The organism is Gelidibacter gilvus, from assembly GCF_004115975.1.
Lineage (GTDB): Bacteria > Bacteroidota > Bacteroidia > Flavobacteriales > Flavobacteriaceae > Gelidibacter > Gelidibacter gilvus.
This window is the reverse complement of record NZ_SDDZ01000004.1, coordinates 151,436-169,276: the sequence shown is the minus strand read 5'-3', so window position 1 is coordinate 169,276 and position 17,841 is coordinate 151,436. Positions and strand designations below refer to the sequence as shown.

16 protein-coding genes are annotated in these 17,841 nt (G+C 37.2%); 4 read left to right on the top strand and 12 right to left on the bottom strand.

What is annotated here, in order from left to right; translation table 11 throughout:
- Positions 1 to 102: 102 nt before the first annotated feature.
- The 4 genes from ESZ48_RS09210 to ESZ48_RS09195 form a co-directional block, all read right to left on the bottom strand.
- Entirely contained in the window at positions 103 to 2,700 is a 2,598-nt protein-coding gene (locus ESZ48_RS09210; protein ID WP_129017103.1) for a T9SS type B sorting domain-containing protein, read from the bottom strand.
- Between the two features lie 85 nt (positions 2,701 to 2,785).
- Positions 2,786 to 3,349 (bottom strand): DUF4256 domain-containing protein, encoded by a 564-nt coding sequence (locus ESZ48_RS09205; RefSeq protein WP_129017101.1) that lies wholly within the window; start codon positions 3,347 to 3,349, stop codon positions 2,786 to 2,788.
- A 163-nt stretch (positions 3,350 to 3,512) separates the two neighbouring features.
- Entirely contained in the window at positions 3,513 to 4,250 is a 738-nt protein-coding gene (locus ESZ48_RS09200; RefSeq protein ID WP_129017099.1) for a phosphatase PAP2 family protein, read from the bottom strand.
- Positions 4,251 to 4,380: 130 nt separating this feature from the next.
- Positions 4,381 to 6,018: an ABC-F family ATP-binding cassette domain-containing protein gene (locus tag ESZ48_RS09195; RefSeq protein ID WP_129017097.1), complete on the bottom strand. Its 1,638-nt coding sequence runs from the start codon at positions 6,016 to 6,018 to the stop codon at positions 4,381 to 4,383.
- A gap of 284 nt (positions 6,019 to 6,302) precedes the next feature.
- Between ESZ48_RS09195 and egtB the strand changes: the two genes are divergently transcribed.
- Positions 6,303 to 7,451: an ergothioneine biosynthesis protein EgtB gene (gene egtB / locus ESZ48_RS09190; RefSeq protein ID WP_129017095.1), complete on the top strand. Its 1,149-nt coding sequence runs from the start codon at positions 6,303 to 6,305 to the stop codon at positions 7,449 to 7,451.
- A gap of 3 nt (positions 7,452 to 7,454) precedes the next feature.
- Complete coding sequence (locus ESZ48_RS09185) at positions 7,455 to 8,402, top strand: L-histidine N(alpha)-methyltransferase (RefSeq protein WP_129017093.1); 948 nt, start codon at positions 7,455 to 7,457, stop codon at positions 8,400 to 8,402.
- A 50-nt stretch (positions 8,403 to 8,452) separates the two neighbouring features.
- Here ESZ48_RS09185 and ESZ48_RS09180 read toward each other — a convergent pair whose 3' ends face one another.
- Positions 8,453 to 9,685: a glycosyltransferase family 4 protein gene (locus ESZ48_RS09180; protein WP_129017276.1), complete on the bottom strand. Its 1,233-nt coding sequence runs from the start codon at positions 9,683 to 9,685 to the stop codon at positions 8,453 to 8,455.
- 259 nt (positions 9,686 to 9,944) lie between these two features.
- Between ESZ48_RS09180 and purB the strand changes: the two genes are divergently transcribed.
- Positions 9,945 to 11,288, top strand: coding sequence for an adenylosuccinate lyase (gene purB / locus ESZ48_RS09175; RefSeq protein WP_129017091.1), 1,344 nt, complete (start codon positions 9,945 to 9,947; stop codon positions 11,286 to 11,288).
- A 237-nt stretch (positions 11,289 to 11,525) separates the two neighbouring features.
- On the opposite strand, the gene ESZ48_RS09170 is transcribed toward purB, so the two are convergent.
- From ESZ48_RS09170 to ESZ48_RS09155, 4 genes are read right to left on the bottom strand one after another with little or no spacing between them, the layout of a single operon-like run.
- Positions 11,526 to 12,071, bottom strand: a complete 546-nt coding sequence (locus ESZ48_RS09170; RefSeq protein ID WP_223266405.1) for a DUF4252 domain-containing protein — start codon at positions 12,069 to 12,071, stop codon at positions 11,526 to 11,528.
- Positions 12,072 to 12,073: 2 nt separating this feature from the next.
- Positions 12,074 to 12,700, bottom strand: a complete 627-nt coding sequence (locus ESZ48_RS09165; RefSeq protein ID WP_129017089.1) for a DUF4252 domain-containing protein — start codon at positions 12,698 to 12,700, stop codon at positions 12,074 to 12,076.
- Between the two features lie 20 nt (positions 12,701 to 12,720).
- Positions 12,721 to 13,218, bottom strand: a complete 498-nt coding sequence (locus tag ESZ48_RS09160; protein ID WP_129017087.1) for a hypothetical protein — start codon at positions 13,216 to 13,218, stop codon at positions 12,721 to 12,723.
- A complete protein-coding gene (locus ESZ48_RS09155; protein WP_129017085.1) occupies positions 13,205 to 13,714 on the bottom strand; it encodes an RNA polymerase sigma factor in 510 nt (169 codons plus the stop codon). Before ESZ48_RS09155 ends, ESZ48_RS09160 begins: the two co-directional genes overlap by 14 nt.
- 154 nt (positions 13,715 to 13,868) lie before the next feature.
- On the opposite strand from ESZ48_RS09155, the gene ESZ48_RS09150 reads away from it, so the two are divergent.
- Positions 13,869 to 15,344 (top strand): S41 family peptidase, encoded by a 1,476-nt coding sequence (locus ESZ48_RS09150; protein WP_129017083.1) that lies wholly within the window; start codon positions 13,869 to 13,871, stop codon positions 15,342 to 15,344.
- A gap of 313 nt (positions 15,345 to 15,657) precedes the next feature.
- Here the strand turns inward: ESZ48_RS09150 and ESZ48_RS09145 are convergent, their stop codons facing one another.
- The 3 genes from ESZ48_RS09145 to ESZ48_RS09135 all read right to left on the bottom strand — a co-directional run bounded on the left by ESZ48_RS09145 (position 15,658) and on the right by ESZ48_RS09135 (position 17,723).
- Positions 15,658 to 16,641 (bottom strand): beta-ketoacyl-ACP synthase III, encoded by a 984-nt coding sequence (locus ESZ48_RS09145; RefSeq protein ID WP_129017081.1) that lies wholly within the window; start codon positions 16,639 to 16,641, stop codon positions 15,658 to 15,660.
- Between the two features lie 132 nt (positions 16,642 to 16,773).
- A complete protein-coding gene (locus ESZ48_RS09140; protein ID WP_129017079.1) occupies positions 16,774 to 17,160 on the bottom strand; it encodes an acyl-CoA thioesterase in 387 nt (128 codons plus the stop codon).
- Positions 17,157 to 17,723, bottom strand: coding sequence for a PAS domain-containing protein (locus tag ESZ48_RS09135; protein ID WP_223266404.1), 567 nt, complete (start codon positions 17,721 to 17,723; stop codon positions 17,157 to 17,159). Before ESZ48_RS09135 ends, ESZ48_RS09140 begins: the two co-directional genes overlap by 4 nt.
- Positions 17,724 to 17,841: the final 118 nt, after the last annotated feature.

Sequence of the window (17,841 nt, the reverse complement as noted above, 5' to 3'; positions counted from 1 at the left end):
GCAGATTACGCAGATATTCGCAGAAGACTATGAAGTGGAAATTGAAATTGAAGTTGAAGTTGAGGCTCAAAACTTTGAACTCATAACTAATAACTAATAAAATCACCTTACAAGACTAAAATGCCCTTTATAATTCCGCAGTTTACCTTCATGATCTAAAAAATGCGCTACGAACCAATAATCGTTAGTTGGTAAGGGTTCGCCTTTATAAAAGCCGTCCCATCCGAGATCATTCAGTTGTATTCGCGAAAGAAGCGTTCCATAACGATCATAAATATCGATATAGGATTGCGCTGAAAATTGTCCCTCAAAACCTTTGAGATTCCATCGGTCATTAAAACCGTCGTTGTTTGGGGTAAAGTACTTTGGAAAACCCATCACATACACCTCCAGGTCAGCAACACCACAGCCGTTTTTGTCCTGTGCGTAAAGGGTATAAACTCCAGCGGCAACATTGGTGAAAATCGGTGCATCTTGATACGGTCCATAACTACTTCCCAAAGAAAACTCATAATCACCAATCCCCAAACTTTCGGTGTCAATGGTGATGGTGTTCGCCTCCGAGAGATCATCAATAGAAATACTGTCATCCGTTAAATTGGCACGTTCTGATGCTTCCACACGAAAGAGGACTGGCACGGATTCACAGCCAACCTGTGACCTTGCGATAATCGTATAAGTTCCTCCTGAAGAAATAGTTGCCGTTGCTTCCGTACTGACCACATCATTAGTTTCATTGTTCCAGATATAACTATAATTCCCGGTAGGATTGTCGATCTCCAAAACAATCGGATTTCCATTTAAGCACAAGCCTTCTCTCTGAATCACCGAAAATTCCGGCAAAGGATTTACAGTTAATTGTAAATGCGGTCCAACGCCAAAACAATTGCCGTTGTCTGTGCTTTGAACCCGAATAAAAATCATCTGTGAGAAGGTTTTGGTGTTTACAAAACTTGACGGATTCTGAATTTCATTGCGATTCAATCGTGCATCTTCGAAATCCTCGTAATAATGCACACTCAGATTTTGACCTGTTGGGAATTGGTTGAAAAACTCCGATTCATTCCTTCTCAAATCAAATTCATAAAATCCATCGTTAAGGCCATCATTATCACAAAAAACTAATTGTTGGAGATAGCCTGCAGGAAAAGACGTGGTGGACACCTGTAGATGAATGGTTGATACAGCATAACACCCATCGGCATTTTCAACACGTGAATAGATGGTGGAAGCAATGGAATTATTAAATGGTGACGGATCTAGAGCAGGATAACTGGGATTGGGACCGGCATTCGCACTCGCCAGAGTGAGATGATAGCTAATTGATACGCCTGAAGCATTATTCGGATTTAAGAGCACATCAATTTCATTCAAATTAAAATCTGTAAACCCATCGGCAATGCCGTCTTTATCACAATTTTGATACGTAATTCCATTTGGCACTTCCGGCAATTTCGCAACACCTATCAAAATTGAAGTGTCAATGGAACAGGTTCCAAACTCATAATTAAAAATTCGGATATAAATGGGTTGGCCATCTTGAACGGTATTTCTAAAATTGGAAGGATCAGCGATCAAAATCGTATAATTTGAATCCGTATAAAAGCTGAAATCGAAATCGGATACTGCACTCCCATTGAGCAAATCGGGTAGATAAGAATTAAGATTAAAATCTGTAAAACCATTCGCATCATCCCCGTCTGCATCGGAATCACATTCCATAAAAACAGGAGTTTGGGACGGCAGGTTGATGGCTTGGAGCGTTGTATTTATTGAGATTTTGGTGCTTCCTGAAAGATCGATTTCAGGATCTCCAGGCATGCCTCCATATTCTACAATATAACCTTTAGGCTGGTAATCCCCGCTGCTACTGCCTGTATTACTTAAATCGTTCCAAGACCCTCGCACACCAACCCCAGGTGCGGTGATATGTGCATAATCCTCCCCATCTAAATTATTAGGTTCTCCAGTGTTCCAATTGGCATATTGTCCTTGTGGCGCCGATCCATTGATGCCACCAATCCAAAACACGTCTCCAGCTTCCGGTCCGGTCGCCCATTTCCAAACCCCTTCTTCTTCCTCATCTGTACCTCCAATCCAACCTGCACCTGAGGCCTGTTCTCCTGCCAACTGTGATTCTTCAGGAGAACCAATGGTCGCCAAATAACCTTGCAACCCGTAATAAGTTAGGTTGGACGCTGCAATTTCAGCATCTTTCCAAGTGATGCCTACCGCAGAAATAAATTCGTAATAATGGCCTGTTGAAGGCAAATAATTGGCGTTTCCTATGGTAAATGAAAAATACCGATCGCCAGAAATCGAAGCCAGATCACTTTCAAAAACCACTTCCAAAACGGCATTTATCAAATCGGGATAAGGTATCAATGCATTGCCAACCCCTGAAAGGGTTAATTTGCCTTCCGTATTATTCCATGTGGATGTGACATTGGGATGCGTACCGGTCAAAAATAATTGATCATGATTGACGGCATAACCTGTGGAAATTTGAATGAACAATTCTGAAATTCCATGATCATCAGGATCGGAAATATTAAAGTGGGTTGCCACCGGAATCTGGGTCAATGGGCAGTATACCTGATCTCCAACGGCATCAATAACAGGTGGGACATTTTGTGACCAACTGATTTTAATACAAAAAAATAGAAATAAAAAACAGGGAAACAGGTGTTTTATAAACAATTTAAAACCTCATTTAATTCGTAGGGACTTTAAAAATAACAATTAAAATAGAATGAGCTTCATTGTTTTTTAAGAATTACTGTTACTAAATTTTAAGCACTCCTCTAAAACCTCTACCAGAATAATAAGATTGCGGTCCATTATGGTATACAAAGACACGGCCAAATCTGAAGTCGCCAAAAACAGCGCCATCCAATTTTCTAATTTCTGAAGGGGTTTTCAGCCAACTTGATGTTTTAGAATCAACAGCGCTAAGTTTTTGTAAGGCACGGTAGTCTTCTTCTGTTAAAAGATCGATGCCCATTTCTTCTGCCATAGCAATGGCTGAGTTTTTTGGTGGATGGTCCTTCCTTGATTCCAAGCCTTCGCGGTCATAGCATAAACTTCTTCTTCCTATTGGACTTTCTTTTGAAAAATCATAAAAAGCGAACGCATCCGTTGTTTTTTCATGTCCCATAGCATCAGGTTCGCCTCCGGTACGTTCCATTTCATTGAGAGACCATAGTATTTTAGGGTGATTTTTTAAACGATCTTCAATGACATCCCAACTCAAATTCGGGTGACGATTTTGATTGGTTTCAAAACGAGATTTCAAAATGCTGATAAGTGCCTCGGATTGTTCTTGGGTTAACTCCTGTTGGTAGAACATAATTTTGTCATAATATTGATGTAACAAATATAGTATCAGTAAGTTAAAACTCAAAAAAACATGTGCAGTTTTTATTCTTATTTGAAGAAAATGCAGCGAAATTTCTCACGGCAATCCGACCAGTCTAAGTATGGGGATACCAGGCGAATATAAAAGCTCAGCCTCAAACCGTAGGCGTCCGTGGATCTCTTCTGAAGACTTCGATAATATCAAAAATAAGAATACAAAAAATCACCCAGATAAATCCTGCAATATACCCACCAGCAATATCAGACGGATAATGGACGCCAAGATAAATTCGGCTCATGCCAATACTCAGAATTAAAATACCCAAGAGCAGTATGATGGCAATTTTCAAAAAGATATTCATCTTAAATCTGTAGAACAAATACATCAAGAATCCGTAGAAAGCCATGGCACTCATGGCATGTCCGCTTGGATAACTCAAAGTTTCCACAGATACCATGTGCTCAATGCCAGGTCTAGCACGATCCACAAAACGTTTAAGAATTAGGTTTGAGATGGCAGAGAGTGCCAAAACGAAAATAATTTGCAAGGTATATTTCCATCGCTTATATACGAAAATGGACAACAACATAAAAGTTCCCAAAACGAAGGCATAACCATAGATATCGCCCACATGGGTTACAAAAATAAAATATTTGGTAAGTGAAGGTGATCGATAGGAAATTACATATTCTGTGATTTTTTGGTCATAATCTGCCAGTAAATCTGATTTTAAAGTTTCAGTAAGTTCTATAAACAAGTTAATTCCTCCAACAACGACTATAAGCGCAACAACAACAGTGATGATATACGGAAGGGTCACATCATATTGATGTAATTTATCTCTTAAAAAAGTTCTTAAGTTACTAATTAAGAGTCTAACGGCTTTTCTCATAAAGGATTATTGTTCAGTATTTAAAGTCTAAAATATAGATTTACAAAGGTGTTGAGGCACAAAAATTAATGAAAAAAACCTAAAAAGATGAGCGCATTTGGAAGTTTATGTAATTATACCACCACAAATATTATTTCCTCAAATCAATTTCCTTTAAGTTTTCAATTCTATTTCTCACTAAGAAATCGTCAATAGTTTCAAAATGTTCAATGACCCGTTGGTCTTTAAATTCGAATACTTTCTGCGATAGGCCTTGTAGAAAATCACGGTCGTGCGACACTAAAATCAAGGTGCCATCAAAATCCAAAAGTGCCTCTTTTAAAACGTCTTTTGATTTTAAATCCAAGTGATTGGTAGGCTCATCCAGAATCAATAAGTTAACTGGTTCCAACAGCAGCTTTACCATAGCCAACCGTGTTTTCTCTCCACCCGAAAGCACGCTTACCTTCTTATCAATATCATCGCCCTTAAACATAAAACGCCCAAGGATATTCTTGATTTGCGTTCGCACATCACCTTCCGCAACTTCGTCGACGGTTTGGAAAATGGTGAGGCTTTCATCCAATAGCGAGGCTTGATTTTGAGCAAAATAACCCACTTTTACATTATGTCCCAAATGGCACTTTCCTTCCACCTCAATTTCCCCCATAATGGCTTTGATCATGGTGGATTTTCCTTCACCATTTCGACCTACAAAAGAAACCTTCTCCCCTCTTGAAATGGACATATTGGCATTTTCAAACACGACGTGGTCCCCATAGGATTTTGATAAATCCTTTACGGTTACCGGATAATCCCCAGAACGTTGTGCCGGTGGAAATCTCAATTTCAAAGCTGATGTATCGATATCATCTACTTCAATGATTTCCAGTTTCTCTAACATCCGCTCCCTAGAATTGACCTGATTGGTTTTAGAATAGGTACCTTTAAATCGCTCAATAAAAGCCATATTATCAGCAATGAATCTTTGCTGCTCTTGATACGCTTTAATTTGATGCACACGTCTATCTTCACGCAATTGCAAATAATGGGAATAGTTGGCTTTATAATCGTAAATCCGACCCATTGTCACTTCAATCGTTCTATTGGTGATATTGTCAATAAAAGCCTTGTCGTGAGAAATGACCATCACGGCATTGGCCTTGTTGAGCAAAAAATCTTCCAGCCAGATCACCGACTCGATATCAATATGGTTGGTAGGCTCATCTAGTAGGATCAAATCTGGTTTTTGCAACAGAATTTTTGCCAATTCGATCCGCATCCGAAATCCGCCGCTGAACTCGCTGGTCATTCTCGTAAAATCAGAACGCTTAAAACCTAAGCCCGCCAAAGCCTTTTCAACCTCAGCATCGTAATTGACATCTTCCAGAGCATAATATTTTTCACCCAAATCCGACACCTTCTGAATAATCCGCATATATTCATCAGAATCATAATCCGTTCTCGTTTCCAAAGCTTTATTTAACTGCTCCATTTCGTCGCGCATTTCAAACACATGCGCAAAAGCTTTAGAAGCCTCCTCAAAAACAGTACAAGCATCTTCAGTCAGCAAATGCTGTGGCAAGTAGGCAATAATTGCATCTTTCGGATAGCGCACATTACCTTTTGATGGTTTTTGTTCGCCGGCAATAATTTTCATCATGGTAGATTTACCCGCACCATTTTTACCCATTAGGGCAATTTTATCATTTTCATTAATGGTAAAAGACACCTCACTGAATAAGGCAGTTCCGCCAAATTCCACAGCTAAATTATCGACTGAAATCATAGTTTAAATTTTGAAGTTGCAAAACTATAATTTATTTTGATACCTACAGAATTTAAAAATCTCAAACTTCAAATATCCAAAGACCAATTAAGTCATCATTAAAAACCTCATTCCTTATTGTTAATCTTATGTAGGAATGTACATACTCATAACTCTGACCTTATAACCCATAATTAAATCTTCTCCCCAATACCTAATGCCTTCTAACTCATTCACAAGAAAAACGCACCCATTTCATATTTCCATTTTAAATTCATAAAATCCTTAGTATCTTTATAAATATCATGAATACACTCACTAAAAAATATATCGAAACCCGCCAACGTACAGAGGCACTTTGCAAACCTTTACAAGTAGAGGATTACACTCCACAATCTGCGATTTTCTCAAGTCCACCAAAGTGGCACATTGCGCATGTTACCTGGTTTTTTGAAGAAATGATATTAAAAAATCATGTGCCGAACTATCAAGTATTTAATAAAGATTTTGGATTTTTATTCAATAGTTATTACAACAGTATTGGCGAACGGATTGAAAGAAACAACAGGGGTTTATTGACTCGTCCTAAAATTGAGACAGTTTATGATTTCCGAGCGTTTGTGGACAAAGCCATGATCAATTTATTGGAATCCACCGCTGATGAAGAGGTCATATCCCTGACCATCTTAGGAATCAACCACGAGCAACAGCATCAGGAACTATTGGTTTCAGATATTAAATACACCTTATCGTTAAATCCGCTATACCCAAAACTCTACGAAAAAAACTTTGTCAATCATTTTAATGGCTCTGAGGAATGGCTGAAAATAGATGAGGGCATTTACACCATTGGTCATGCCACTAATGACTTTTCTTTTGACAATGAATTGGGGGTGCATCGCGTGTTTTTGGAACCGTTCGAAATTTCCAAGGGTCTTGTTACCAATGGCGATTTTATGACATTCATAAATGATGATGGTTATAAACAACCCAAATATTGGTTGGATGAAGCATGGTTTTGGATCAAGGATAATAAGATAGCACATCCTTTATATTGGAAAACGGTAGATGATGAATGGCACCAGTACGCGTTGTCTGGTTTGGAAGCCATCGACAAAAATGCTATTCTAACCCATATTTCATTTTATGAAGCCTCCGCCTTTGCACTATGGAAAGGTTATCGATTGCCTACAGAGTTTGAATGGGAAGTCGCATCAAAAAAACTGCAATGGGGAACGCATTGGGAATGGACCAACAGCGCCTACCTACCTTATCCTAAATTCAAAACAGCCAAAGGAGCGGTAGGTGAATACAACGGTAAATTCATGATCAATCAGATGGTTTTGAGAGGTGCTTCCAGCGCCACTGCGTCAAACCATAGTCGCCATACTTATAGAAATTTTTTCCATCCTCAAGCACAATGGCAATTTTCCGGAATCAGACTTGCAAAATAATATATGAACGAAAACTTTCAAAAAGACATCGATTTTGGTTTAAGTGCCACAAATAAAACCTTGCCATCCAAATATTTTTATGATAAAATCGGCGATGCCTTGTTTGTCGAAATCATGAATATGCCCGAATATTATTTGACCAGCGCAGAATTTGATATTTTTAAAAATCAACATCAACAACTTATAAAAGCACTCAAACTTGAAAAAAACGACTTCTTCGAGCTCGTAGAGTTAGGTGCGGGCGATGGCACAAAAACCAAACAATTACTGAAGGCTTTGGATGATCAGGGCTATAATTTTAAATATGCACCCGTCGACATTTCAGAAAATGCATTGGAACAATTAAAAGCATCTATAAATAACGAATTGCCAACGGTAAAAATCGATCCAAAACAAGGCGATTACTTTAATGTTCTTGGCGATTTCAAAACCTCATCACATCCAATAGTCGTTTTATTCTTAGGTTCAAATATTGGAAATTTTAACGATTCAAAAGCCAAGGAATTTATTCAGAAATTAGATCATAATTTAAAAACTGGCGATAAGATATTACTGGGTGTAGATTTGATAAAGCCAAAATCTATTGTACTTCCAGCCTATGATGACGCTCAAGGCATCACCAAACGTTTTAATCTGAATTTATTAACGCGAATCAATAACGAGTTGGATGCCAATTTTGACATCAATACTTTTGAACACAAACCAGAATACAATGAAGAAGAAGGCATAGCCAGAAGTTTTTTGGTGAGCACAAAAGATCAAAATATTGCAATAAAAAGTCTTGACAAAACTTTCACCTTTAAAAAAGGTGAAAAAATCCACATGGAAACCAGCAGAAAATATAACGACCAGATTTTAAACACCATTTTAGAAGGCTCATTTCTAAAAATCAGTGATCGATTGACCGATTCTCAACATCTTTTTGCGGATTATATTTTGGAGAAACATTAATGCACGGTGTATTTTAGTATAATAAGAGTCAGTGCACATAGACATTAGCTTCATTTATTTTTCTCTTCAATCCATTTACTCATATATTTTGTGGAATTAAGTAGATGATGCTGTAGCATTTGTCCCGTGAAGTTATTCTGTCGATGTTCTTTCAAATGTTGAATGGTTTCATCAATATCATTAAAAAACCGATCATGAAAGTTTGACTTATTGAAGCGTTGGTTGAGGACTTTAAAACCATGATGCTGCTTTTCGCTCCAAATAGTTTTGTTTTCATAAAGTAAGACCGCATTTTCTGCGAATAAATCTGGTGCATCCTCGATAGCTCCATTTGGCTTTACATCTCCAAACATGCCTTCAGCAGCAATAGAAGTCATGACACAAGGCGTTCCATTTTTCATTGCGTCAACCAATTTTCCTTTTAAACCCGCGCCAAATCGCAAAGGAGCTAAACACACTTTTGCTTTTGCCATGACCTCATTAACATCTGTGGCGAAACCTTTGATTAAGAATCCGCTCTTTTCATCGTGTAATTGATTCACTTTTTGAGAGGCGTAAGCACCATATATGTGCAAGTTGGCATTGGGTAATTCCTTCTTAATCAAGGGCCAAATAGTTTCTTTCAGATATAAAATGGAATTATAATTAGGCTCGTGCAGAAAGTTACCAATGGTTATAAAATGTTGTCGATTTTCAAAATAAGGAAGTTCTGAACTCTCTTGGTCAGAAATTAAATCGAGTTGAAAAGGAAGATAAAAAATTAATTCCTTAGGCATTTTGAACTCATTTGTTAGGATTTCCATTTCAACCTCTGAAATAATTAAAGACAGATCACAGCGGTAAATGCTCGCCATTTCACGTTTTGAAAAGTCATTAAAAAGATATGAAGAATCAAACGTCTTACCGTCCTTAAAAGCTTGCTGTCTTCCCTTTCTTAGGCAGTGCAAATCTTCAGTATCGAGAACTCTCAAAGCCTCTGGACATTGTTCAGCAACGCGCCAACCAAATTGTTCTTCGGTCATAAATCGATCAAAAAGAATCACATCGGGATTAAAACTCTTGATAAAATGATCAAAACTGGAGTGGTTCAACTCAATGTTGGCTTGAACGATTCCAATTTCAGACAAATCGAATGCATTAATGCTTTTAGCACAGGCGCTGGCAAAAATAATTTCATAATCTTCCTTTTGAAAACTTTCAATAAGTTGCATCATTCGGCTTCCTGCTGCAGAACTTCTTGGTTCTGGCCACACATGACCGATGATGAGTAGTTTTTTATTTATCACGAATTTATTTTATTAGACGGGTGACGGGTGACCGATGACGGTTGCTATTGCCATTTCCATTTAGTTGCTTGAGGCATAAAAATAAGGAAATGTTTTTCGATCGCGACAAGCCTCGAGGTATTAAAACCCAATGGTGTTAATAATTCCGTTTTTTCAAAATTTTTATTCAAACATACTTCGAGCCTCCATCTCCTAACTTCTAACTTTCTTTCTTATCTTTGCATCTTCTTTTTAACACAACAAAACAACGCATCCAATGTCATTATCACCTTTAAATGCTATTTCTCCTATTGATGGAAGATATAGAAGCAGAGTCAGCAGTTTAGCCGATTATTTCTCAGAAGAAGCCCTCATCAAATATCGAGTTCAAGTAGAAATCGATTATTTTATTGCGTTATGCGAAATTCCATTGCCACAACTCAAAGATTTTGAAACTTCAAAATTTGACGATTTAAGAGCGATTTATACGGAATTTTCAACGGAAGATGCACTTGCCATTAAAGCCATTGAAAAGGTCACCAACCACGATGTTAAGGCGGTTGAATATTTTATTAAGGAGAAATTTGACGCGCTAGATCTGAATGCCCATAAAGAGTTTATCCATTTTGGACTGACCTCTCAGGATATCAACAACACTGCTGTTCCTCTAAGTATTAAGGAAGCCATGAACGACGTTTATGTCCCTGAATACAAGAGTTTGGTAAAAAAGTTGAAAGAACTTTCTGCAGCATGGGAAAACATCCCGATGTTAGCACGTACACACGGACAACCTGCGTCGCCTACACGATTAGGAAAAGAAATAGAGGTATTTGCAGTGCGCTTGGAGGAACAATTCAATTTGCTCAATGATATCCCGAGTGCCGCAAAATTTGGCGGTGCAACAGGAAATTTCAATGCCCACAAAGTTGCCTATCCAAATATCGATTGGAAAGCATTTGGAACCGAGTTTGTTCAAGGAAAATTAGGCTTGCAGCACTCCTTCCCTACCACCCAAATTGAACATTATGATCATATGGCGGCGTTATTTGATAATTTAAAACGCATCAACACCATCCTTATTGATTTGGACAGGGATATGTGGACGTATGTATCCATGGATTATTTCAAACAAAAAATTAAGGAAGGTGAAGTTGGCAGTAGTGCCATGCCACACAAAGTAAATCCCATCGATTTTGAAAATAGCGAAGGTAATTTAGGAATCGCCAATGCTATTTTTGAGCACTTATCCGCAAAGTTGCCGATATCACGGTTACAGCGTGACTTAACAGATAGTACGGTCTTGAGAAACTTGGGCGTACCTTTTGGCCATACGCTTATCGGATTCAAAAGCACCTTGGTAGGATTGGGCAAATTGGTACTGAACGAACCTAAATTTAAAGAAGATCTAGAAAATAACTGGGCCGTTGTTGCAGAAGCTATCCAAACCATTTTAAGACGAGAGGCCTATCCAAATCCGTATGAAGCTTTAAAGGGATTGACCCGGACCAATACCACAATCAATCAAAAGTCCATCTCAGATTTCATTAATACCTTAGAAGTTTCAAACGCTATAAAAGAAGAACTGAAACAAATTACACCAAGTAATTACACAGGAATTTAGAAGATGAACCAAATCGATTTCATAGGACTAATACTTACAGGGATTGTTACCCTTGTTTTTTTAATAGCCGGTATTTTTGATGTGCTCGATTACTTTATTGTGAAGTTTTTGCTCCTTGGAACTTTTATCTGTCTCGTCGGATATATGTTCATCAGATTATATAAAAACAAAAATCGCCCAGAAGCTTAACGTTTCTTGGGTGATTTTCAATATTAAATATACCGTTTTTTTCTCTGCTTATTTAAAAAACTCGGTAAACTGACTGAGTTTGGAATCGTCAATATTTGCTTTATCCATTACCGAAGCCAAAGTCATAATTTTATTGGGGTTCATGTCACTTCCTAAGACCCGTATAATGGCAAACCCCTTATTATCAAGACTCCCAAATAGGATAAACTCTTCAATATCATCTTTTTTTCCCAAAATTTTAATGACAAACGTTCCGTCTTCAGGATTGCCTCCACGCATTAATTCTTCATATTTAGAATCGTCCAAAATGGTTTTTACTTTTGCCATTTCCACTTCATATTCCAAAGTGTTGTCAGGAGTGACCTTGTAAGCCAACATGTTCAACTTTTGGATGGATTTATAGGCATCCTTTTGATCATCGGTCAATTGTTCCTTATCCAGATTTAGCATGCTTAATGGCACATCTATCGAAAGAAAATTAGGCTGTTCTTGATTGTCTACGTAATAACGTTGTAATGATTGACCTTGATTGCAACTTTGTAGTGTTACAACCAAGAGGATCATACCTGCTAGATTTTTCATTAATGAGATCATAGTTATTGTTTTTTACCTTTTCCAGCTTTTTCAAGATGTTCTCCACCAGGAACATTCATTTTACTGGTAATTTTAGAGATCTCTCTCAAATCCACATCACCAACAATGGAAACTAAGATGGTTTCAATCTCTCTCTTTTCACCATTGATTTCAACCTTGGTGTCTTTGGTCAATTCTTTCAAACCACTGATAAACATTAACAGTTCTTTGACATGATTTTCATCACGGCCTTCTTTGACGTAAAACTTTACCGTTTGGTTACCATCTTTAAATCGCATCAATTCATCCAATTTTGAACTGCTAATATACTTTTCAGTATCAGCTGCCAAGCTTGAAGAAATGTTATCATCACCAGTACTCAACACTTTGATGCTCTCAATTTTCTTGACCATATCTAAAAAGCCTTGGGCTTCCGGATCTTCAAGATCCACATCAATGGTCGCAATCATTTTAAACATTTTTTGACTGATCACTCCAGAGGTGACACCCTTCATGGACTCATATTTATTAAAAAAGCTTTGTCCAAAGGATACCATTGGCGCAATCATAAGGGCCAAGACAACAACTGCTTTTTTGCTTACGTCACTCTTCTTTTGAAGGTATGCGCGAAGGTTTATTAATTTTTTCATAATTCTTATATTTAATCAGGTTACTTGTTTTTAATTATTTTATTTGTTGCTTTATTAAATTCTTTGACATAGACCAGATTTTCAGCACCTTCATTTAACTTAGTGGACACTAGATCTAAGGCGCCCAAATGAGCAGAACCTTTATTGAGCTTTGTTGACACTAAGTTAAACACCTCCATGGTTTGGTTGTAGGCCATCAATTGTTCGTGACTTAAATCGTCCAAAGTTTTTGTCTGATTCATTTGAGTCACTTGAAAATAGGCGCCCAACATAAGAACCGCCACGGCTGCGACAGAAATCCATTGGTACACTTTTGTACGTTTAGGTTGTAATGGAACGTCTTTGGTAAACTGTTCTTGTTTTGTATGCGACACATATTGAAACAATAGCTTGTACGATTCTAAATGTGCAGGCACCTCTTCTTGGGCGAAATAAGCTCTTATTTGTGCTTCTTCAGCCAAGCTTGTTTCAGCATTGTCATACTTTTCTAAAAGTTGTTCTATATTATTTAATGCCATAGCTGTGTTTTTTAGTCAATTTTTCCCTAATTGTTTTTCTTGCCCTCGACAAGGCTACTCTCACTGCGGTCTCGTTCATTTCCAAAACCTTTGCAATCTCATCAAATTCATAATCCTCTATATCTCTTAGTTGCACAATTATTTTTTGCTGTTCTGGTAATTCCTCCATAATCTTAGAAACCCAATCTACACTATCATTGAGTTCCACTTGTTTTTGTAAGGATAGGTTATGATCCTGGTAATTGCTGTGGACAATTTTTAAGTTTTGGGCCTGTTTCGATTTTAAACGGTCCAAGCACAAATTTTTGGTCATCGTCATTGAAAAAGCCTCTACGTTTTTATAATCCTCAATCTTTTCTTTATTGTTCCATAACTTTATTAAGATCTCTTGCGTGGCATCTTCTGCTTCCTCTTTAGAAACCAGAAGCCGTCGAGCAAGCCGGTAGACCTTATCCTTAAAAGGCAATACCAATTTTACAAAATCAGTTTGTGTCATTATGGTTGGTTTTATAACAGATGAGTTAAATCTGTTTCTACTCTTACGACGAGAGACATTCAGTTTTGTTACAAATATTTTTAAGTTTACAATAATGTAAGTAAATTTCGAGTTAAATTACCGATGAATTAATTGATTAAAAAAAATAAGTCCCATGAAAGTTTTAAAAATTGCCCTTTTTGCACTGATTGTATTTAGCCTAAACACAAGTTGTTATAAAGACAAAGATGATGAAGTCACACCACCAGCCGTCGTTAAAAATGAAGTCAATGATTTTATTTGGACTGCGATGAACATTTTTTATCTCTATAAATCGGATATTCCAAATTTGGCAGACAATCGGTTTACCAGCGACGAAGCTTATGTTAACTATATAAACGGGTATTCAGAACCTGAAGAATTCTTTGAAAGTTTGATATACCAAAGGGAAGTTGTGGATCGCTTTAGTTTTATCACTGATGATTATATCGCTCTGGAACAACAATTTCAAGGTGTTTTCAAAAGTAATGGTCTAGAGTCCAATTATTATTACCAACCTGGTAGCAATACTAAGGTTTTTGGAGTTATCCGATTGGTGTTGAATGATAGTGAAGCAAGTGCCGCTGGATTAAAACGGGGGCAGATTTTCAATGCTATTGATGGTGTTCAAATGACTGCAGATAACTTTAATTCGCTTTTAAATAAGGACACGTACACTTTAAATTTTGCAACTTATAATGACAACGGCACTGCAAATCCTAATGATGACAGCGTAGACTCGACTTCTGAAACTGCAACATTGACCAAAAAACCATATACTGAAAATCCTGTTCACACCACCAAAGTACTGGACATCAATGGCTCTAAAATTGGTTATTTAATGTATAACAGCTTTACAAGTAATTACGACAAGCAGCTCAATGAAGCATTCGGGGAATTTAAATCTGCTGGCATCCAACATTTGGTTTTGGATTTAAGATACAATGGTGGCGGATCAGTAAGTACCGCAGCACTTTTGGCTAGTATGATCACCGGTCAATTCAATGGTAAAGTTTTCTCCAAGCTTGTTTGGAATGAAAATTTGCAATCAGAAAACACTTCATATACATTCAAGAACAATGCTCCTGGAGATGTAGGTGCCATTAATTCACTCAACTTAGATAAAGTTTATGTTTTAACAACAAACAGAACAGCTTCAGCCAGTGAGCTAATTATTAACGGTTTATCTGCATATATTGATGTGGTTCAAATTGGTGGTAGAACAACCGGAAAATCCCAAGCTTCAGTGACTTTATATGACTCTGAAAACTTTTCTCGTCAAAATGCAAATCCTAATCACACCTATGCCATTCAGCCTTTAGTTGCTGTTTCTGTAAATAAAGATGATGTCCGGGTGCCACCTAAAGGTTTTTTAAACTCAATGGAGCAGTTCCAAATGACAGAAGCAGTGAACTTCCTTGGTGTTTTAGGTGAGGCTGACGAACCTTTTTTGGCAAAAGCAATTGCTAATATTACTGGAAGTGGACGAGCATTTCCATCTGTAGATAATAACCTGATTCCATTAAAAGATCAAGTTGACAAAAAGCTCTTGGATAATGAAATGTATATTGATGTCCTGGACCATCTTCCAGCATTTCAAAATTTGAGATAAAATCATCACATAAAAAAAGCGGATAGTTGTCAATAGATAACCATCCGCTTTCTTTATTTATACCACTCTCAACTCTTCAGAATTACACACTTGTTGTGATGCCGAGACCATTGCTATCAATCCCGGTTTACTTTCTTCTTACCGGCGGGTTTTTAATGTTTGAATTCGGGTATAAGTGCCTCTGACTTAGTTTCAAGGTTCAGGTCGCAAGGAGAATGCCATAGAACACGAACTAGCTATCAGAATTCTCTGAGCTCCTACAGAAACTTTAGGCTCTTGTCAATGATTTTATCGTTTTATGAATTGAAATAAATTACCATTTCACATAAGTGCTTCCCCAAGAAAAACCAGCTCCAAAAGCGGTGATGATAATATTATCTCCCTTTTTGAAATCGTTTTTAAAATCCCATAAACACAAAGGAATAGTGGCTGCTGTTGTGTTCCCGTATTTTTCTATATTAATTTTGAATTTTTTGATATCGATACCAACCTCCTCACTTACGGCTTGAATGATCCTTAAATTAGCCTGGTGTGGGATAATCCAGTCGATAGAATCTATTGACAGGTCAGCTTTTGCCATAATATCTTTACAGGTCGCACTCATGCTTTTAATAGCCTGTTTAAATACGGTTTTTCCATCTTGCTGCACATAATGTTTTTTGGCAAGAACTGTTTCTTCAGAGGTTGGAAGTAGAGATCCACCGCCAGGAACGGAAAGAAACTTAGAACCTTTACCATCTACCTTAAAAATGCTCTGCATAATTCCTGAACCGCTTTCGTCATTTTCCAATAGCACTGCGCCAGCACCATCTCCAAAGAGAATACAACTATTCCTATCTTCATAATTGACAATAGAACTCATTTTATCTGCGCCAACAACTAATATTTTTTTATACCTATTGCTTTCAATAAAACTGGCGCCTACTGAAAGTCCGTATAAAAATCCACTGCACGCTGAATTTAAATCAAAGCCCCAGGCATTTTTCAGTCCAGCTTTTTCGCATACCAATGCGGCGGTTGGAGTTAAAGCATAATCGGGTGTGGAAGTTGCCAAAATAAGACATTCGATCTCATCTGGATCTATAGCGCCGTCTTCTAATAAGTTTTTAATGGCAAAAGAAGCCATATCTGATGTTGCCAGCGATTTGTCATCTAAAATTCGACGTTCTTTTATACCTGTTCTGGAAATAATCCATTCATCAGTGGTATCTATAATTTTTTCTAAATGTGAATTATTTAGTATTGTTTCTGGCACGTAACCTCCAATAGCTTTAATCGAAGCCCTCATTTTACTCATTTATTCTAATACTTTCTAAAATCTTGACTATAAACAGGATTTCAATTTCGACAAATTTACCATTATAAAAATCGGCGATTAGTCCTCTTTTTAAATATTTAACTTCTTATTTTATTAAAACCGCAGCACCAATTATTTGATCACCTCTACAGGAAGTTTATTTTCTCCAATGGCTACAAAGGTGAATTCGCCAGAAACCGCTTTTTCTCGAGACATCGAGTACATTTCCTCAACATAAATTTCGACACGCACCTTTAAACTCGTGTTGCCAATAGACGTCACTCTCCCCGTAAGTTCTACAATAGTGCCTGCGGGAATGGGTTTTGTAAAATCAATCCGATCTGAAGAAACCGTTACCATCCTCTGTCTGCTAAATCTTGTTGCGGTTATAAAAGCCGTTTCGTCCATTAACTGCATGGCTGTGCCTCCAAAGAGCGTATCATAATGATTTGTTGTACTTGGAAATACCGCTTTAAAAATGGTAGTCTTTGCTCTTTCCTTACGTTCTTCTATAGTCATATCACTCGTTTTTCTAAAGCTATAAAATGTGTCGTTTTCTCGTTGTATAAAGGGAAAATCTTAACTTCACACTTATATGCCTCCGTATTTTTTTTATAATTAACAATTACTTCTTTAAAAGGTGTTAAACCTGATAATTTGATTTGAATACGCTCTTTCACTTCCAAAGAGGTTTTTGGACCTTGCAAAAATCCGGGTGTTCTATTTAAGGCCTCTTTTCTGGAGTAACCTGTCATTTCTGTAAATCCTTTATTGACCCAAATTATTTTCTGTTTTAAATCGGTTACCACAATAGCTTCAAAGATTTCCTCCTTAAACAATTCATTAATGTCTACGTTCCAATTAAATTTTTGCGCCAGTGCTTTTACATTTATAATGTCTTGATTTCTTTGTAATTCATTAAATTGACTGAAACGATAGTCGCTATAAATATCCCAACTCAATAATGGCATGGTTTGAATGGTTTCGAAATTATTTTCAAAATCTACAGCTTTCAATTCGTGCTCATTCAATGATGAAAGATATATGTCAAGGCACATCATCTCGTTTATATTTTTGGTCATAATTAAAGTCTAATTATCTGAAAAATGGCATTCAGAAAGTCTAGTCAAAACAGTTTAAAAAAGTAGCGCTTTACCATTCCTAGTGATCGCTTTTATTAGAGTTTGATATTCTAAGCAA

Bases quoted from the DNA above. Each gene is read 5' to 3' on its own strand.
- purB (WP_129017091.1), top strand. From the start codon at position 9,945: ATGTCATTATCACCTTTAAATGCTATTTCTCCTATTGATGGAAGATAT.
- ESZ48_RS09145 (WP_129017081.1), bottom strand. From the start codon at position 16,641: ATGAGTAAAATGAGGGCTTCGATTAAAGCTATTGGAGGTTACGTGCCA.
- ESZ48_RS09135 (WP_223266404.1), bottom strand. From the start codon at position 17,723: ATGACCAAAAATATAAACGAGATGATGTGCCTTGACATATATCTTTCA.
- ESZ48_RS09165 (WP_129017089.1), bottom strand. From the start codon at position 12,700: ATGAAAAAATTAATAAACCTTCGCGCATACCTTCAAAAGAAGAGTGAC.
- ESZ48_RS09155 (WP_129017085.1), bottom strand. From the start codon at position 13,714: ATGACACAAACTGATTTTGTAAAATTGGTATTGCCTTTTAAGGATAAG.
- ESZ48_RS09150 (WP_129017083.1), top strand. From the start codon at position 13,869: ATGAAAGTTTTAAAAATTGCCCTTTTTGCACTGATTGTATTTAGCCTA.
- ESZ48_RS09205 (WP_129017101.1), bottom strand. From the start codon at position 3,349: ATGTTCTACCAACAGGAGTTAACCCAAGAACAATCCGAGGCACTTATC.
- ESZ48_RS09195 (WP_129017097.1), bottom strand. From the start codon at position 6,018: ATGATTTCAGTCGATAATTTAGCTGTGGAATTTGGCGGAACTGCCTTA.
- ESZ48_RS09200 (WP_129017099.1), bottom strand. From the start codon at position 4,250: ATGAGAAAAGCCGTTAGACTCTTAATTAGTAACTTAAGAACTTTTTTA.
- egtB (WP_129017095.1), top strand. From the start codon at position 6,303: ATGAATACACTCACTAAAAAATATATCGAAACCCGCCAACGTACAGAG.
- ESZ48_RS09160 (WP_129017087.1), bottom strand. From the start codon at position 13,218: ATGGCATTAAATAATATAGAACAACTTTTAGAAAAGTATGACAATGCT.
- ESZ48_RS09170 (WP_223266405.1), bottom strand. From the start codon at position 12,071: ATGATCTCATTAATGAAAAATCTAGCAGGTATGATCCTCTTGGTTGTA.
- ESZ48_RS09140 (WP_129017079.1), bottom strand. From the start codon at position 17,160: ATGACTATAGAAGAACGTAAGGAAAGAGCAAAGACTACCATTTTTAAA.
- ESZ48_RS09185 (WP_129017093.1), top strand. From the start codon at position 7,455: ATGAACGAAAACTTTCAAAAAGACATCGATTTTGGTTTAAGTGCCACA.